Here is a 16,152-nt window from a genome sequence, read left to right as displayed (position 1 = left end):
AAGGTGGCAGGGCATGCCTGCCGGGAAAGGATTCAGGCCCGGGCGCGAGTGATGCGGATAACCCCGGAGAGGGCACGCAGCTTCTTGATCACGCGGGCCAGGTGGATGCGGTCATGCACGCTGACCACCAGTTGTACGATGCTGATGCGGCCGTCGCGCTCGTCCATGCTGATCTTCTCGATATTGCCGTCGGCGGCGTTGACGCTGCCGGCGAGCAGGGCGATCAGGCCGCGCTGGTGTTCCAGCTCGATGCGCAGTTCGACGTTGAATTCGCCGACCACATCCTTGGCCCAGGACAGCTGGATGCACTTCTCCGGATTGTGGCGGATTTCGCCGATATTCCGGCAGCTGTCCAGGTGCACCACCATGCCCTTGCCCGCCGACAGGTGGCCGACAATCGGGTCGCCTGGTATCGGCGTGCAGCATTTTGCGTAGCTGAGCACCAAACCTTCGGTACCGCGGATCGCCAGCGGTCCTTCGGCGTTCGGCAGGCTGTCGTTGCCCTCGCTGAGCAGGCGTCGCGCGACCACGTAGGCCATGCGGTTGCCCAGGCCAATGTCTTCGAGCAGGTCTTCGATCACCTCCAGGCGGTACTCGGCGAGCACGGCCTGGATACGCTCAGGTGACAGCTTGTCGATATGTGTCTCGAAGCCGGTGAGCACCTTGTTCAGCAGGCGCTCGCCGAGGCTGATCGACTCGGAGCGGCGCTGCAGCTTGAGGGCATGGCGGATGTGCGTGCGTGCCTTGCCGGTGACCACGAAATTCAGCCAGGCCGGGTTTGGCCGTGCGCCGGGGGCGCTGACGATTTCCACGGTCGAGCCGCTTTCCAGCGCTTGCGACAGCGGCGCCAGGCGGCGGTTGATGCGGCAGGCGATGCAGGTGTTGCCGACATCGGTGTGTACGGCATAGGCGAAGTCGACCGCCGTGGAGCCCTTGGGCAGCTCCATGATGCGGCCCTTGGGGGTGAACACGTAGACCTCGTCCGGGAACAGGTCGATCTTCACGCTCTCGATAAATTCCAGCGAGTTGCCGGCACGTTGCTGCATTTCCAGCACACCTTTGACCCACTGGCGTGCGCGTGCGTGGGTGCCTTTGGGCTGGTCTTCGTCGTTGGATTTGTACAGCCAGTGCGCGGCGATGCCATTGTTGGCCATCTCCTCCATCTCGCGGGTGCGAATCTGGATCTCGATGGGCACGCCGTGCATGCCGAACAGGGTGGTGTGCAGCGACTGGTAGCCGTTGGCCTTGGGGATCGCGATGTAATCCTTGAAGCGCCCCGGCAGCGGCTTGTACAGGTTGTGCACGGCGCCGAGCACGCGGTAGCAGGTGTCGACCTTGTCGACGATGATGCGAAACGCGTAGACGTCCATGATCTCGTTGAACGCCCGGCGCTTGCCGCGCATCTTCTGGTAGATGCCGTACAGGTGCTTTTCGCGCCCTAGCACTTCGCCTTCCAGGCCGTCGCGGGCCAGGCAGTGCACCAGGGATTCTTCGATCTTGTTGACCAGCTCCTTGCGGTTGCCACGCGCCCGGCGCACTGCGGCGCGGATGCGCTCGGCACGCATCGGGTGCATGGCCTTGAAGCCCAGGTCCTCGAACTCCACGCGCATGCTGTGCATGCCCAGACGGTTGGCGATGGGTGCGTAGATTTCCAGGGTTTCCTTGGCAATGCGCCGGCGCTTCTCGCCGGACAGCACTTCCAGGGTGCGCATGTTGTGCAGGCGGTCGGCCAGCTTGACCAGGATCACGCGAATGTCGCGGGCCATGGCCATGGCCATCTTCTGGAAGTTTTCGGCCTGGGCCTCGGCCTTGGTCTCGAAGTTCATCTGGGTCAGCTTGCTGACACCATCGACCAGCTCGGCCACGGACTCGCCAAACTGCGCATGCAGGGCTTCCTTGGCGATACCGGTGTCTTCGATCACGTCATGCAGCATGGCGGCCATCAGGCTCTGATGGTCCATGTGCATGTCAGCCAGAATGCACGCCACCGCAAGCGGGTGGGTGACGTAGGCTTCGCCGCTGCGACGGCGTTGGCCGTCGTGGGCTTGTTCGGCGTAGAAGTAAGCGCGGCGGACCAGGTTGACCTGGTCGCTGCCGAGGTAGCCGGAAAGTCGATCGGCGAGGGCGTCTATGCTCGGCATCGGGCTACCCCCTGCCGCGCTGGATGACCCTGCGCCTGACGACGTCGACCCGGCATAGGCTTACAGAGGCTCGTTAGCCTCTTCCTCGAATGCGGCAAACAGCGGTTCTTCTTCGACGATGTCGTCCTGAGCGATGACGTCATAGTCAACCAGGCCGGCAGCGATTTCGCGCAGGGCAACCACGGTCGGCTTGTCGTTTTCCCAGGCTACCTTCGGCTCTTTGCCGCCGGTGGCCAGTTGGCGCGAACGCTTGGTGGCGAGCATGACCAGCTCGAAGCGGTTATCGACGTTGTCCAGGCAATCTTCAACGGTAACGCGGGCCATGGTGTTCCTCGTAGCAAATGCGATATGAAGCTGGGCCCGGATGGGCGAGCGGACTGGATAGTCTAAAAAATCACCAGCATTAAGGGAAGCACTGTTTTCGCGCTGCTCAGGCCAACAGCTCGCCGAGCAGGCCGGCATGGCGCTGCTGTTGGGTGGCCTGCGCCAGTTGATTGGCCCGGAAGATCGCCTTCAGGTCGCTCAGGGCGTGGGCGAAGTCATCGTTGATCACCAAGTAGTCGTACTCGACATAGTGGCTCATTTCATTGACGGCCTCGCGCATGCGCCGCTCGATGATCTCGCTGCTGTCCTGGCCACGGTTGGTCAGGCGATGGCGCAGCGCTTCCTGGGTCGGCGGCAGGATGAAGATCGAACGCGCCTGGGGCATCAGCTTGCGCACCTGCTGCGCGCCCTGCCAGTCGATTTCCAGGATCAGGTCGAAGCCTTCGGCCAGGGTCTGCTCGACCCAGGTTTGCGAGGTGCCGTAGAGGTTGTCGAAGACCTGGGCATGTTCGAGAAATTCGTTGCGCTCGAGCATGGCGCCGAACTGTGCGTGGCTGACGAAGTGGTAATTGACTCCGTCGTTTTCGCCCGGGCGCATGGCGCGGGTGGTGTGCGAGACCGACACGCGAATGTTCGGCTCGCTGTCGATCAGCGCCTTGACCAGGCTGGTCTTGCCGGCGCCGGAGGGGGCGGAGACGATATAGAGAGTGCCGGTGGTGAGGCTCATGGAAGCATCCTGAAAATCGTGTGGGTAAAAGGCCGCCACGCGGCCATGGCGGGCGTGGCGCTTATTCGATGTTCTGCACCTGTTCGCGCATCTGCTCGATCAGCACCTTGAGATTGACTGCGGCCTGGGTGCTGCGGGTGTCGAATGCCTTGGAACCTAGGGTATTGGCCTCGCGGTTGAGCTCCTGCATCAGGAAGTCCAGGCGGCGCCCGGCGGCGCCTGGGCTGGCCAGCACCCGGCGCACTTCGCTGACGTGGGTGCTGAGGCGGTCCAGTTCTTCGGCGACATCACTTTTCTGCGCCAGCATCACCAGTTCCTGTTCGAGGCGCTGCGGGTCCAGCTCGACCTGCAGTTCGGCGCAACGGTCGCGGACTTTCTGGCGCTGGGCCTCAAGCATCTGCGGCACCAGCTCGCGCAGCGCGACGACCTGCTCGGTAATCGCATCCAGGCGCTCATTGAGCAGGCGGGCCAGCTCGGCACCTTCGCGGGCGCGGCCGCTCTTGAGCTCATTCAGCGCCTGGGTGAACAGCGCCAGGGCGCTCTGGTTCAGGGCTTGTGGGTCGGCGGCATCGGCCACCAATACGCCGGGCCAGCCGAGCACTTCCAGCGGGTTGAGTGCGGCGGGTTGCTTGATCAGGCCGGCAACCCGTTCGGCGGCTGCGACCAGCTGGGTGGCGCGCTCCAGGTCGACCTGCAGGGCTTTGCCGGTGTTGTCGTCGCTAAAGCGCAGGGTGCACTCGACCTTGCCGCGCGACAGGCCATTGCGCAGCGCTTCGCGCACCGCGCCTTCGAGGTCGCGGAAGGCTTCCGGCAGGCGCAGGTGGGGTTCCAGGTAGCGGTGATTGACCGAGCGCAGTTCCCAGCTCAGGGTGCCGTTGGCGCCGGCCTGTTCGGCACGGGCGAAGGCCGTCATGCTGTGGATCATCGGTAAACCTCTCGGGACATCGCGGCAGGCGTCGATGCTGCTGCCGTCCGGTGAAAAAGGGGGCGATTGTAGCGCAGTGCGTCGCCTGCCCCAATTGGTCATGTCGCCGCTGCGATGCGCGCCCTATAATGGCCGGCAGATTCTATTCAGAGCAGGTAATCCTTGATGAAACGTCCCAGTGGCCGCGCCGCCGATCAGTTGCGCCCGATCCGTATCACCCGCAACTACACCAAGCACGCCGAAGGCTCGGTGCTGGTGGAGTTTGGCGACACCAAGGTGATCTGCACGGTCAGCGTCGAATCCGGCGTGCCGCGTTTTCTCAAGGGTCAGGGGCAGGGCTGGCTGACCGCCGAATACGGCATGCTGCCGCGCGCCACCGGCGAGCGTAATCAGCGTGAGGCCAGTCGTGGCAAGCAGGGCGGGCGTACCCTGGAAATCCAGCGCCTGATCGGCCGCTCGCTGCGCGCTGCGCTGGACATGTCCAAACTGGGGGAAATCACCCTGTATGTCGACTGTGACGTGATCCAGGCTGATGGTGGCACCCGCACCGCGTCGATCACCGGCGCTATGGTGGCCCTGGTCGATGCGCTGAAAGCTGTGAAGAAGCGCGGCGGCCTCAAGGCCGGCGACCCGCTCAAGCAGATGATTGCCGCGGTGTCCGTGGGTATGTATCAGGGCGAGCCGGTGCTCGATCTGGACTACCTGGAAGATTCGGCAGCGGAAACCGACCTCAATGTGGTCATGACCAGCAGCGGTGGCTTTATCGAGGTGCAGGGCACCGCCGAGGGCGCGCCGTTCCAGCCGGCTGAGCTGAATGCGATGCTGGCCCTGGCACAGAAGGGCATGACCGAGTTGTTCGAACTGCAGCAGGCCGCGCTGCTCGACTGAAGTCCAACCGCCGCTGGAGTACTGAGCATGGAAGAGATCCCGCACATGTCCGAGCCTGTTCCGAGCCGCGAGGCGCGGCAGTGGGCGATGTTCTGCCACTTCGCTGCGTTTCTCGGCTTGATCTTCCCGTTTGGCAACCTGCTCGGGCCGCTGATCGTCTGGCAGGTGAAGAAGGATCTCGATCCCTTTGTTGATGCTCAGGGCAAGGAGGCGCTGAACTTCCAGATCAGCGTCGCCTTGGCGATGGTCCTGTGCTTCCTGCTGATGGTCGTGCTGATCGGCTTTCCGTTGCTGGCGCTGGTAGGAATCGCGGCGCTGATCCTCACGGTTATTGCCGGGATCAAGGCCAATGAAGGCCGCGCGTACCGCTATCCGTTCTGCTGGCGCCTGATCAAGTAATCGGCTGGCAAAGCGGGCAAAAAAAAACGCCGCGATACCCAATGGGTGTCGCGGCGTTTTTGTTTGGCGCAGTATGAGTGAACTGCTGAGCGCCCCGTAGAAGCGAATTTATTCGCGATTGTGCAGCGAACTTCGCGAATAAAGGCTTAGGCGTCTCTTCGCTCCTGCAAGCCACATCCAGCTGCTGCAATGCCTGTTGTCTACAGGCATTGCAGTAAGGCTACCGCCCTCGTTTACACGCTGAGAATCCAGTCGTAGTCGACCATCAGCGGGGCGTGCTGGGAGAAGCGCGGCTGGCGTGGCAGGCGCGCGGTGCGCACACTGCGGCGCATGCCGGGGGTCAGTAGCTGGTAGTCGAAGCGATAACCCAGGTTGAGCATTTCGGCCTGTTCGTTATCCGGCCACCAACTGAACTGATCGCCTTCACGGCTGACTTCGCGCAGGGCATCGACATAGCCCATGGTGTTGGTCACTTCATCCATCCAGGCGCGTTCGGGCGCAAGGAAGCCGGTGGACTGCTGGCAGTCGCGCCAGTTCTTCACGTCCAGCTTCTGATGCGCCACATAGAGCGAGCCGCAATAGATGTACTCACGGCGCTTGCGCCGCTGCTTGTCCAGGTAATGGGTGAAATCGTCCATGAACTTGAATTTCTGGTTCAAGCTCTCGTCCCCGCTCAGCCCGGATGGCAGCAGCAGGGTGGCGATACTCACTTTGTCGAAATCTGCCTGCAGGTAGCGCCCGTAGCGATCGGCCATTTCAAAGCCGAGGCCGCTGATTACCGCCTTGGGTTGCAACCGCGAGTAGAGTGCCACGCCACCTTGGCTGGGCACTTCTGCATCGCAGGCATAGAGGAAATAGCCATCCAGTTGGAAGGCTTGGTCGTCCAGTTCAAAGGCGGAGGCACGGGTGTCCTGCAGGCAGATGACGTCGGCATTCTGTGCTTGCAGCCAACTGAGCAAACCGCGCTCGACTGCAGCATGAATACCATTCACGTTCACACTGATGATCCGCATAAATGGCCCCCAAAAACACGTGCGTGTATGATACCCGAGCTCACGTCAATTTAGCTAAATTCCTGGGGTTTGATGACGTTTCGTCGCACTTGCGACGGTGCGCATGCGGGGTCGGCAGCGGATTTCAGGCGCCCAGTGCAGCCATTTTGCTCACTACCCAAGCCCTGCCCGCACGCGTTCCAGCGTCAGCGAACCCTGTCCTATCCGTGCCGTTCGGGGCTCTACCATGCAAGCGTACCAGCGCGATTTCATTCGTTTTGCCATTGAGCGTGGGGTGCTGCGCTTTGGTGAATACACCCTCAAGTCGGGGCGCACCAGCCCATACTTTTTCAATGCCGGGCTGTTTGCCAGCGGTCAGGCGTTGGCTCAACTGGGGCGCTTCTACGCCGCTGCGCTGGTCGATAGCGGGATCGCTTTCGATGTGCTGTTCGGCCCGGCCTACAAGGGTATTCCGCTGGCGGCGACCACGGCTGTGGCGCTGGCCGAGCATCATGACCACGACACACCCTGGTGCTTCAATCGCAAGGAAGCCAAAGACCATGGCGAAGGCGGCACCCTGGTGGGCGCGCCGCTGGCCGGCCGTGTGTTGATCGTTGATGACGTCATCACCGCCGGCACCGCGATCCGTGAAGTGATGCAGATCATTCAGGCGCAGGGCGCCCAGGCTGCCGGTGTACTGATCGCCCTCAACCGCCAGGAGCGCGGTCAGGGTGAGCTGTCGGCGATCCAGGAAGTTGAACGCGACTTCGCGATTCCTGTGGTGAGCATTGTTTCACTCGAGCAGGTACTGGAATATCTGGCAGACGATGCTGAACTCAAGCAGTATCTGCCGGCGGTACAAGCTTACCGTGCGGAATATGGAATCTAATCTTTCGGGTTAAAGGGTTGCCTTGATGCGCAGATCGGTACAGATCCGTGTTTGCTTGTTGCTCGGTCTGCTGCTGCCGTTGGCTGCGGGTGCTGCCGAGCTCTATCGCTACACCGATGCGCAAGGCATTACCGTGCTCAGTCGGCAGGGCGTCCCGCCTGAGTTCATCGGCAAAGGCTACGAAGTGCTCAACGATCAGGGGCGCGTGGTGCGGGTTGTTCCGCCGGCGCCTACGGCCGAGGAGATGAAGCGCCTGCTGGCCGAAAAGGCCCGCGCCAGTACCGATGCGCAGCTGCTGCGCCTGTACACCAGCCCTGATGATGTCGACCGTGCGCGTACGCGTAAATTGGCTGAGCTCGACGGCTTGATCAGCGTGGCGCGAGGTAACCTGCAGTCGGTGCGTATTCAGCAGGCCAACCTGCAGAGTCAGGCGGCGGACCATGAGCGGGCCGGGCGCGAAGTACCGGCTCACCTGTTGGCGCAGATCGATAACCAGAAGGCCGAGCAGCAAAGCTTGCAGGGCGAGATCAAACGCTATCAGGCCGCGCGTAAAGAAGCCGAGGCTGCTTTTATGGCGGATCGTGATCGCTTGGTGGAGTTATTGCAGCGCTGAGGGCGCGCAGGGCGTGACGAGCCGGCCCGAGTGGGCCGGCTCTCAGGCATTTTAGTGGCGCTTGCGGTTGCAGATCTGGGTGCCGACACCGCTGTCGGTGAAGATTTCCAGCAGCACGGCATTGGGCACCCGGCCATCGATGATGTGCGCGCTGGTCACGCCGCCTTGCACGGCTTCCAGGGCGCAACGAATCTTCGGCAGCATGCCGCCGTAGATGGTGCCGTCGGCGATCAGGCGATCAACCTGCTCGGTGTTCAGGCCGGTGAGTACCTGGCCCTGTTTGTCCATCAGGCCAGCGATATTGGTCAGCAGCATCAGCTTTTCGGCCTTCAGCGCCTCAGCGACCTTACCCGCCACCAGGTCGGCGTTGATGTTGTAGGACTCGCCATGCTCGCCCACGCCGATCGGCGCGATCACCGGAATGAAGTCGCCCTTGACCAGCATGTTCAGCAGGTCGGTATTGACCCCGATGACCTCGCCGACGTGGCCGATGTCGATGATCTCCGGCGTGGTCATTTCTGGCGTCTGCCGGGTGACCGTGAGCTTCTTCGCGCGGATCAGCTCGGCATCCTTACCGGTCAGGCCAATGGCACTGCCGCCGTGGCGGTTGATCAGGTTGACGATGTCCTTGTTGACCTGGCCGCCGAGAACCATTTCCACCACATCCATGGTCTGCGCATCAGTAACGCGCATGCCGTCGATGAAGTGGCTTTCGATACTCAGACGCTTGAGCAGGTCGCCGATCTGCGGTCCACCGCCGTGCACGACCACCGGGTTGATGCCGACCGCCTTCATCAGCACGATGTCGCGCGCGAAGTTGGTTTTCAGCTCGTCGCTTTCCATGGCGTTGCCGCCGTACTTGACCACCAGGGTCTTGCCGACAAAACGGCGGATGTACGGCAGCGCTTCGGAGAGGACTTTGGCGACGTTGCTGGCGGCGTCACGTTCGAGGGTCATGCGGGGCTCCATCGTTGAGTGGACCAATTAGAACGGCAGGGTCATGTCGGGTGCCGCGTTATACAGCTGCGCGCGGAAGACTTCCTTGATGCGCGACAGCTCTTCTTCGCTGTCGGCCTCGAAGCGCAGCACCAGCACCGGCGTGGTGTTGGAGGCGCGAACCAGGCCCCAGCCTTTCGGGTAATCGACGCGCACGCCGTCCAGGGTGGTCACATTGCCCTCGCCCCACTGGCCATCACGCTGCAGGCGTTCGATGATGCCGAACTTGTTCTGCTCGGTGACCTGGATGTTGATTTCCGGGGTAGAGATATCACTGGGGAAGGCGCTGAACACATGCTCGGCGTCGCGCTTGTCCTGGCTGAGAATTTCCAGCAGGCGGGCGGCGGCGTAGATGCCGTCGTCGAAGCCGAACCAGCGTTCCTTGAAGAAAATGTGGCCGCTCATCTCGCCTGCGAGCAGGGCGCCAGTTTCTTTCATCTTCTTCTTGATCAGCGAGTGACCGGTTTTCCACATGACCGGACGACCACCGTAGCCGCTGATCAGCGGGGTCAGGCGGCGGGTGCATTTGACGTCGAAGATGATGTCGGCGCCCGGATTGCGCGATACCACATCCTTGGCGAACAGCATCAGCAGGCGGTCGGGGTAGACCATGGTGCCGGCGTTGGTCACCACGCCAACGCGGTCGCCGTCGCCGTCGAAGGCCAGACCCAGGTCAGCTTTCTCTTCTTTGACCTTGGCGATCAGGTCGACCAGGTTTTCCGGCTTGCCCGGGTCCGGGTGGTGGTTGGGAAAGTTGCCGTCCACGTCGCAGAACAACGGGATCACGGTGCAACCCAGGGCTTCGATCAGTTGTGGAGCAATCACGCCAGCCGCACCGTTACCGCAGTCGACCACCACCTTGAGCGGTTTGGCCATGGCGATGTCGTCGCGGATCTGTTTGAAGTAGCGCGGCAGTACATCGATCTGCTCGACGCTGCCGACACCGCTGGCCAGGTCGTTGGTGTCGATGCGGGTCTTGAGTGCCTGGATCTGTTCGTTGGCCAGGGTGTCGCCAGCGATGACGATCTTGAAGCCGTTGTAGTCCGGCGGGTTGTGGCTGCCGGTCAGCATCACGGCAGATTTGCCGGTAAGAATATTGGCCGCGTAGTAGACCACCGGCGTCGGCACCATGCCGACGTCGCTGACCTGGCAGCCGCAATCGAGCAGGCCCTGGATCAGTTGTTGCACCAGCTCCGGACCGGAAAGACGGCCATCACGGCCCACGGCCACATTAGGTTCACCCTGAGCCAGGCTCTGCGAGCCGATGGCGCGGCCTACCCAGTAGGCGGTTTCGGGTGTCAGGCTGCTGCCAACCACGCCACGGATGTCATAGGCGCGGAAGATATCGGCGGGCAGGTTGGGTGGGGTAGTCGGCGTCGTCATGGTGTGGTCTGTCTCCAGTCCCAGGAGATCCTGGTCTTCGTCGAGGATGTCGATATCAAGAATATCGGTGTCTTGAAACAGCGGGTCGATCAGCTCCGCCGGTGTGCTCGCCACCTTGACGGTGGGGGCTGGGGTGTCGCTGTGCGGTGCTACAGGCTGCATGCGACGTGGCAGGCGCGCCAGGCTCTGGGCCAGTTCATCGAGCGCTGCCAGGCTCAAGCTGAAGGGTTTGACTGCCTTGCCGGCAGAGAGTTCTTTGAGCATTTGCCCCAGTTGCCGGGCATCGCCCGTCAGGCGGCGTTGCAGGCCGGCATGCACCAGGTAGAGGCCCAGTAGTGCGCCGGCCAGCGCCAGAAGCAGTGCCAGGCCGAGCAGCAGGGGTGAGAAAGCGGGTGCACTGAGTGCCGGGCCGGGGCTGAAGGTCAGGGTCCAGTTGGGGTTGCCGGTCGTGAACGGCTGCGCCTGGCCTGTGGCGGTACCGCGCTGGACGAGCACTTGAGCCGGCGAGCTGCCGAAGCGCTGGCTCAATTGCACCTGGCCGATATCGGCGGGCAATGGCGGCAGGCTGGTGAGCAGGCGCTCCAGGTCGACGGCCAGGAGCAGGGTGCCCTGCTGGGGTTGGTCGTCTGTTAACTGCAGAGGCGCTGCGCTGTATACCAGCCAGCGTTGGCCGATCTTGTAGGCTTCGACCGCCGCCGCCTGGCCGCTTTCGACGCGGCGCAGCATGTCCAGTGCGGCGAAGTTCATCGGCGCGCTGCGGCCCATGTCCTGCACCGCCTGGCCCCGTGCGTTGAGGTGGGCGTCGACCACGCCGTCCCAGTAACTCAGGTTGCGTTCCGCGGCGCGGATGCGCTCAGGGTCCTGGCTCTGCACCGCTTCGATGAGTTGCGGGTTGCGCCCGGCGGCGCGGGTGTCGGCCGCCAGGCGCTGCAGCGCTTGCTGCAGCGCCGCTGCCTGGCCGCCGCCCCAGGCCTGGACCAATTGTTGCTGTTGCTGATGCGCGCTGTTGATCAGGCCGAACCACAGCAGGCCGGCAGCCAGGGCGATACCTGCCAGGGCTGCGATCGCGCCAGGCAGCAGGCTGCGCCGCAGTTCGCCGCGGCCGGGTGCGGCTTTAGCTTTTTGCGGTAGCAACTGTTCGGCGGACTCGAGATCGGCATCCTTGGCGCTGCGCTTGAAGCGTTTCATCGAACGTCTCCTGGCCTATGATCCTGGGTGGTGTAGAGCGATCAGTGGGTTCCGGAGTGACCGAAGCCGCCGGCGCCGCGCTGGTTGTCGCTGGCGAGGTCGCTGAACGCCTCCACCAGCTCAAAGCGTGCCTGCACCACGGGTACCAGCACCAGTTGCGCCAGGCGCTCGCCGATGGCGATGGTGAAGGCACTCTGGCCGCGGTTCCAACAGGAGACCATCAGCTCACCCTGGTAATCGGAGTCGATCAGGCCGACCAGGTTGCCGAGCACGATGCCGTGTTTATGGCCCAGACCCGAACGCGGCAGGATCAGCGCCGCCAGGCCGGGATCGGCGATGTGGATCGACAGGCCGGTGGGGATCAGCACCGTCTGGCCCGGCTCGAGGGTCAGCGGTTGTTCGAGCATGGCACGCAGGTCCAGGCCGGCCGAGCCAGAGGTGGCGTAGTTCGGCAGGGGGAAATCGGTGCCCAGGCGTGGGTCGAGGATCTTGGCTTGTAAGGCGTGCATAGTCAGGCTCGGTCGTCGTGTGGGGTGCCAGTCGCTGCCAGGCGTTCAGCGATGAACGCTACCAGTTGGCGGGCAATCTGCCCTTTACTGGTCTGGGCGAAGCTGGTTTGTTGCAGTGTGCGGTCAATGATAGTGATGGCATTTTCTTCACTGTTGAAGCCAATGGTCGGGTTGGCGACGTCATTGGCCACGATCAGGTCGAGGTTCTTGTCCTTGAGTTTGCGCGAAGCGTACTCGAGCAAGTTTTCAGTTTCTGCAGCGAAGCCCACGCTGAATGGTCGATCACCGCGCCCGGCGAGTGTTGCGAGTATGTCCGGGTTGCGCACCATTTGTAGCAGCAGGCCATCGCCGCTGCTGGGGTCTTTCTTCAACTTGTGCTGGGCTACCACTTCTGGACGGTAGTCGGCGACTGCGGCGGCGGCGATCAGCAGATCGCATGGCATGGCGGCTTCGCAGGCGGCGAGCATGTCACGGGCGCTGATCACATTGATGCGGGTAACCCGGTCCGGGGTGGGCAGGTGCACCGGGCCGCTGATCAGGGTTACTTTGGCGCCGGCTTCGACCGCTGCTTCAGCCAGGGCGAAGCCCATCTTGCCGGAGCTGTGGTTGGTGATGTAGCGCACCGGGTCGATGTTTTCCTGGGTCGGTCCGGCAGTGATCAGTACGTGCCGGCCGGTCAGGGCCTGGTGCTCGAAGCAGTCGGCGGCAAGCTGGGCCAGGGTATCGGCTTCGAGCATGCGCCCGGGGCCGACATCGCCGCAGGCCTGGCTGCCGGCGGCCGGGCCGAACAGGCGCAGGCCGCGCTGGGCGAGGAGCTGGGCGTTGGCCTGGGTCGCCGGGTCACGCCACATCGCCTGGTTCATGGCGGGCGCGAGCGCGACGGGCGCATCGGTGGCCAGCACCAGGGTGGTCAGCAGGTCATCGGCCACGCCCTGGGCCAGGCGCGCCATCAGGTCGGCCGTGGCCGGGGCGATCAATACCAGGTCGGCCCAGCGCGCCAGTTCGATATGGCCCATGGCGGCTTCGGCAGCGGGATCGAGCAGGTCCAGGTGCACCGGATGACCGGACAACGCCTGCAAGGTGAGGGGGGTGATGAACTCGCGTCCGCCGTGGGTCATGACCACGCGCACTTCAGCGCCCTGGTCCTTGAGGCGGCGCACCAGTTCGGCGCTTTTGTAAGCGGCAATACCACCGCCGACGCCGAGGATGATGCGTTTCCGATACAGCCGCTGCATAGGCCTGCCTTAGTCTGGTTTGTCTGGCGTAGCCTGTCGCGGCGTGACAACGGTAGACAGCCCTGCGCCGCGAATTTAGCGGGCTCGCTGCAGTGCCTTGGGCCTGTAGCGTGGCGGCTGTCTCTGCATGTCCGCACCGGCGTGCGATGGCTGGTCAGAGGATCTTGGACGTTGCGCTGCGGCTATGACGCCTCCCCAGGCCGGTCGCCGCGCAAAAAGATGGGCTACGATAGCACAGCGGCCGCTGTGGAACAGTGGCCCGGCAGTAGCAGGGCGCCGCCCGATGCGACCTGGCTGCCCGCTCGACAAGGAGGTGTCATGAGCATTCGAGACTGGCCCGCGGCCGAGCGCCCGCGGGAAAAGCTGTTGGCCACAGGTGCGGCGGCATTGACCGATGCCGAGCTGCTGGCAATTTTTCTGCGTACTGGGGTGTCAGGGCAGAGCGCGGTTGATCTGGCGCGCCATCTGCTCGCCGACTTTGGCAGCCTGCGGGCCTTGTTGCAGGCTGATCAGGCCTCGTTTAGCCAGCGTCTGGGGCTTGGGCCGGCCAAGTTCGCCCAGCTACAGGCGGTGCTGGAAATGGCCCGTCGGCACCTGGCCGAGCAACTGCGCCGCGATTCGGCGCTGGAAAGCCCGCAGGCGGTGCGTGATTACCTCAAAGCCTTGTTGCGCCACGAGCAGCATGAGGTGTTCGGCTGTCTATTTCTGGATGCCAAACACCGGGTTTTGGGTTTCGAGGCGCTGTTTCACGGCAGTATCGACTCGGCCAGCGTCTACCCGCGGCAGGTGGTCAAGCGGGCTCTGGCGCACAACGCCGCCGCGCTGATACTGACCCATAACCACCCTTCCGGCGTGGCGCAACCGAGCCAGGCCGATCTGGTGCTGACTCAGCGCCTCAAGGATGCCCTGGCGCTGGTGGAGGTGCGCGTGCTCGATCACTTTATCGTTGGCGACGGTGAGCCGCTGTCGATGGCCGAGCACGGCTGGCTGTAGACGCGAATGAATTCGCGCCTACCGATTAGGGCGCCAGGCGGACGTTGGCGAAGTCCTGGCGGCCGAACGGGCTGACGGCATAGCCTTCTACCGTGTTGCGGGTCAGGGCGAAGGCGGTTGGGTGCGCCAGCGGCAGCCACAGAGCTTGCGCCTGGATGATCTGTTGAGCTTGTTGGTACAGCTCGCTGCGGTCTGCCTGGTTGCTGCGGGTTTTGCCATCGCTGATCAGCTTGTCCAGGGCCGGGTCGCAGTAGCGGGCGAAGTTCAGCCCGGACTCGAGTGAGGCGCAGGCGAATTGCGGGGTGAGGAAGTTGTCCGGGTCGCCGTTATCGCCGGCCCAGCCCATGAACAACAGGTCATGCTCGCCGGCCTTGGCGCGGCGGATCAGCTCGCCCCACTCGATCACGCGGATTTCGGCATCGATGCCCACTTTGCCCAGGTCAGCCTGCAAAAGCTGGGCGCCCAGGCTTGGGTTGGGGTTGAGCACGCTGCCGGTGGGGCGCGTCCAGATTGTGGTTTTGAAACCTTCGGCAAGGCCCGCTTCGGCCAGCAGGGTCCGGGCTTTCTGCGGGTCATAGGCATAGCCGGGCAGGTCTTTGGCGTAGCTCCAGGTGTTGGGCGGGAAGGGGCCGTTCGCAGCCTCGGCGCCATTCTCGAACACTGCCTTGAGGTAGCTGGCCTTGTCGAACGCCAGGTTGATTGCCTGGCGTACCTGCACCTTGTCCAGCGGTGGGTGCTGGGTATTGATGGCGACGAATGCCGTCATAAAGGCGTTGGTGTGCAGGCTCTTGAGCGCCGGGTCGCTGCTGATGGCTTGAACGTCCTGGGGCTTGGGCGACAAGGCGATCTGGCATTCGCCGCGGCGCAGCTTCTGCAAGCGCACATTGGCGTCGGGGGTGATGGCGTAGATCAGGCCGTCGATGGCCGGTTTGCCGGCGAAGTAATCGGGATGGGCGGCGTAGCGCACCACGGCATCCTTCTGAAAGCGTGTGAGCATGAACGGCCCGGTACCCACCGGCTCACTGTTGAGGCGCTGCGGCGTGCCGGCGGCCAGGAGCTGGTCGGCGTACTCGGCCGAATAGATGGAGGCGAAACCCATGCTCAGGGTGGCGAGGAAGGTCGCGTCGGGGCGGTTGAGGGTGATACTGACCTGCAGCGGTCCGCTGGCCTTGACCTCGCGAATCAGGCTGGGCCACTGCATCGACTGGGCGTGGGGGTAGCCGCTCTGGGCCACGGCGTGCCAGGGATGCTGGCTGTCGAGCATGCGCTGAAAGCTGAACAGCACATCGTCGGCATTCAAGGCGCGGCTGGGGGTGAAGGTTTTTGTCTGATGGAAGGCCACGTCGGGGCGTAGCTCGAATTGATACTGCAGGCCGTCGTCACTGACCGTCCAACTGCGGGCCAGGCTCGGCTGCAGGCTGGCGCTGGCGGCGTCGTAGTCGATCAAGCGGTTCATCAGCACGTCGGCCGACGCATTGGTGGTGGTCAGCGAGTTGTACTGCACCACATCGAACCCGTCGGGGCTGGCCTCGGTGCACACGCTCAGGGTCGCTGCCGATGCCAGCACGGGCAACATTAATAAAGGTGCGAGCAGCAGGGGGCGAATGGTGTGGTGCATGGTGAGCTCCTGGGCGAGTGGGCGTTTGCCGGCATACCTCTACCCTAGGGGCTGGTGCCGTTGCAGCGCAAGCTGCGGGCTGATGAGTCCGGCAGTGTGGCAAAAACCGCGACGAGCGGTCAGGTGGCAGGAGGTGCCCCGGGTGTGGGTGATGGCGCGGTAGATGGCCGCGCTCTGACAAGTACAAAAGTGCGGTTGGCCTTGTTGCACTGGGGGCTTTCTGGTATAAAGCAGCGCTCTTTTGTAGGGGCCCGGTTCTTGCGCTTTGATGTGCGGCTGGTAAGACCCTCGAGAAACGCGGCGCCAAGCGCCAATGACATTGAGTTTATGCG

15 protein-coding genes are annotated in these 16,152 nt (G+C 63.4%); 5 read left to right on the top strand and 10 right to left on the bottom strand.

What is annotated here, in order from left to right; translation table 11 throughout:
• Positions 1 to 32 precede the first annotated feature (32 nt).
• The 4 genes from spoT to BMW49_RS06535 form a co-directional block, all read right to left on the bottom strand.
• A complete protein-coding gene (gene spoT, locus BMW49_RS06550; protein WP_069516529.1) occupies positions 33 to 2,141 on the bottom strand; it encodes a bifunctional GTP diphosphokinase/guanosine-3',5'-bis pyrophosphate 3'-pyrophosphohydrolase in 2,109 nt (702 codons plus the stop codon).
• Positions 2,142 to 2,201: 60 nt separating this feature from the next.
• Positions 2,202 to 2,465, bottom strand: coding sequence for a DNA-directed RNA polymerase subunit omega (gene rpoZ / locus BMW49_RS06545; protein WP_003464606.1), 264 nt, complete (start codon positions 2,463 to 2,465; stop codon positions 2,202 to 2,204).
• 106 nt (positions 2,466 to 2,571) lie between these two features.
• Positions 2,572 to 3,192 (bottom strand): guanylate kinase, encoded by a 621-nt coding sequence (gmk, locus tag BMW49_RS06540; protein ID WP_069516528.1) that lies wholly within the window; start codon positions 3,190 to 3,192, stop codon positions 2,572 to 2,574.
• Positions 3,193 to 3,253: 61 nt separating this feature from the next.
• Positions 3,254 to 4,117 carry a YicC/YloC family endoribonuclease gene (locus BMW49_RS06535; RefSeq protein ID WP_069516527.1) on the bottom strand — a complete coding sequence of 288 codons (864 nt, stop codon included), beginning with the start codon at positions 4,115 to 4,117 and terminating at the stop codon, positions 3,254 to 3,256.
• A 165-nt stretch (positions 4,118 to 4,282) separates the two neighbouring features.
• Here BMW49_RS06535 and rph point away from each other — a divergent pair, with 165 nt between their 5' ends.
• Both rph and BMW49_RS06525 read left to right on the top strand, forming a co-directional pair.
• A complete protein-coding gene (rph, locus tag BMW49_RS06530) occupies positions 4,283 to 5,005 on the top strand; it encodes a ribonuclease PH (protein ID WP_069516526.1) in 723 nt (240 codons plus the stop codon).
• 27 nt (positions 5,006 to 5,032) lie between these two features.
• Complete coding sequence (locus tag BMW49_RS06525) at positions 5,033 to 5,404, top strand: DUF4870 domain-containing protein (protein WP_069516525.1); 372 nt, start codon at positions 5,033 to 5,035, stop codon at positions 5,402 to 5,404.
• A 233-nt stretch (positions 5,405 to 5,637) separates the two neighbouring features.
• Here the strand turns inward: BMW49_RS06525 and BMW49_RS06520 are convergent, their stop codons facing one another.
• Positions 5,638 to 6,417, bottom strand: coding sequence for an exodeoxyribonuclease III (locus BMW49_RS06520; protein ID WP_069516524.1), 780 nt, complete (start codon positions 6,415 to 6,417; stop codon positions 5,638 to 5,640).
• Between the two features lie 226 nt (positions 6,418 to 6,643).
• Between BMW49_RS06520 and pyrE the strand changes: the two genes are divergently transcribed.
• Complete coding sequence (pyrE, locus tag BMW49_RS06515; protein WP_069516523.1) at positions 6,644 to 7,285, top strand: orotate phosphoribosyltransferase; 642 nt, start codon at positions 6,644 to 6,646, stop codon at positions 7,283 to 7,285.
• Between the two features lie 25 nt (positions 7,286 to 7,310).
• Positions 7,311 to 7,898, top strand: a complete 588-nt coding sequence (locus BMW49_RS06510) for a DUF4124 domain-containing protein (protein WP_069516522.1) — start codon at positions 7,311 to 7,313, stop codon at positions 7,896 to 7,898.
• 51 nt (positions 7,899 to 7,949) lie between these two features.
• Here the strand turns inward: BMW49_RS06510 and argB are convergent, their stop codons facing one another.
• The 4 genes from argB to coaBC form a co-directional block, all read right to left on the bottom strand.
• Positions 7,950 to 8,855 carry an acetylglutamate kinase gene (gene argB, locus BMW49_RS06505; protein ID WP_069516521.1) on the bottom strand — a complete coding sequence of 302 codons (906 nt, stop codon included), beginning with the start codon at positions 8,853 to 8,855 and terminating at the stop codon, positions 7,950 to 7,952.
• Between the two features lie 27 nt (positions 8,856 to 8,882).
• Positions 8,883 to 10,277, bottom strand: coding sequence for a phosphomannomutase/phosphoglucomutase (gene algC, locus BMW49_RS24965; RefSeq protein ID WP_208600960.1), 1,395 nt, complete (start codon positions 10,275 to 10,277; stop codon positions 8,883 to 8,885).
• Positions 10,278 to 11,506: 1,229 nt separating this feature from the next.
• Entirely contained in the window at positions 11,507 to 11,974 is a 468-nt protein-coding gene (gene dut, locus BMW49_RS06495) for a dUTP diphosphatase (protein ID WP_069516519.1), read from the bottom strand.
• Positions 11,975 to 11,976: 2 nt separating this feature from the next.
• A complete protein-coding gene (coaBC, locus tag BMW49_RS06490; RefSeq protein WP_069516518.1) occupies positions 11,977 to 13,209 on the bottom strand; it encodes a bifunctional phosphopantothenoylcysteine decarboxylase/phosphopantothenate--cysteine ligase CoaBC in 1,233 nt (410 codons plus the stop codon).
• Positions 13,210 to 13,527: 318 nt separating this feature from the next.
• On the opposite strand from coaBC, the gene radC reads away from it, so the two are divergent.
• Complete coding sequence (radC, locus tag BMW49_RS06485) at positions 13,528 to 14,202, top strand: RadC family protein (RefSeq protein WP_069516517.1); 675 nt, start codon at positions 13,528 to 13,530, stop codon at positions 14,200 to 14,202.
• Positions 14,203 to 14,227: 25 nt separating this feature from the next.
• Here the strand turns inward: radC and BMW49_RS06480 are convergent, their stop codons facing one another.
• Complete coding sequence (locus tag BMW49_RS06480; protein WP_069516516.1) at positions 14,228 to 15,820, bottom strand: ABC transporter substrate-binding protein; 1,593 nt, start codon at positions 15,818 to 15,820, stop codon at positions 14,228 to 14,230.
• Positions 15,821 to 16,152 lie beyond the last annotated feature (332 nt).

Origin of the sequence: Pseudomonas cuatrocienegasensis, from assembly GCF_900110925.1 — a bacterium.
GTDB classification, from domain to species: Bacteria; Pseudomonadota; Gammaproteobacteria; order Pseudomonadales; family Pseudomonadaceae; genus Aquipseudomonas; species Aquipseudomonas cuatrocienegasensis.
The sequence above is the reverse complement of the archived record's forward strand: the minus strand, read 5'-3'. Positions and strand labels throughout refer to the sequence as shown.

Coding starts and splice junctions, on each gene's coding strand:
- BMW49_RS06520 (WP_069516524.1), bottom strand. CDS start 6,417: ATGCGGATCATCAGTGTGAACGTGAATGGTATTCATGCTGCAGTCGAG.
- argB (WP_069516521.1), bottom strand. CDS start 8,855: ATGACCCTCGAACGTGACGCCGCCAGCAACGTCGCCAAAGTCCTCTCC.
- gmk (WP_069516528.1), bottom strand. CDS start 3,192: ATGAGCCTCACCACCGGCACTCTCTATATCGTCTCCGCCCCCTCCGGC.
- radC (WP_069516517.1), top strand. CDS start 13,528: ATGAGCATTCGAGACTGGCCCGCGGCCGAGCGCCCGCGGGAAAAGCTG.
- BMW49_RS06535 (WP_069516527.1), bottom strand. CDS start 4,117: ATGATCCACAGCATGACGGCCTTCGCCCGTGCCGAACAGGCCGGCGCC.
- algC (WP_208600960.1), bottom strand. CDS start 10,277: ATGACGACGCCGACTACCCCACCCAACCTGCCCGCCGATATCTTCCGC.
- spoT (WP_069516529.1), bottom strand. CDS start 2,141: ATGCCGAGCATAGACGCCCTCGCCGATCGACTTTCCGGCTACCTCGGC.
- pyrE (WP_069516523.1), top strand. CDS start 6,644: ATGCAAGCGTACCAGCGCGATTTCATTCGTTTTGCCATTGAGCGTGGG.
- coaBC (WP_069516518.1), bottom strand. CDS start 13,209: ATGCAGCGGCTGTATCGGAAACGCATCATCCTCGGCGTCGGCGGTGGT.
- BMW49_RS06510 (WP_069516522.1), top strand. CDS start 7,311: ATGCGCAGATCGGTACAGATCCGTGTTTGCTTGTTGCTCGGTCTGCTG.
- dut (WP_069516519.1), bottom strand. CDS start 11,974: ATGCACGCCTTACAAGCCAAGATCCTCGACCCACGCCTGGGCACCGAT.
- rph (WP_069516526.1), top strand. CDS start 4,283: ATGAAACGTCCCAGTGGCCGCGCCGCCGATCAGTTGCGCCCGATCCGT.
- BMW49_RS06480 (WP_069516516.1), bottom strand. CDS start 15,820: ATGCACCACACCATTCGCCCCCTGCTGCTCGCACCTTTATTAATGTTG.
- rpoZ (WP_003464606.1), bottom strand. CDS start 2,465: ATGGCCCGCGTTACCGTTGAAGATTGCCTGGACAACGTCGATAACCGC.
- BMW49_RS06525 (WP_069516525.1), top strand. CDS start 5,033: ATGGAAGAGATCCCGCACATGTCCGAGCCTGTTCCGAGCCGCGAGGCG.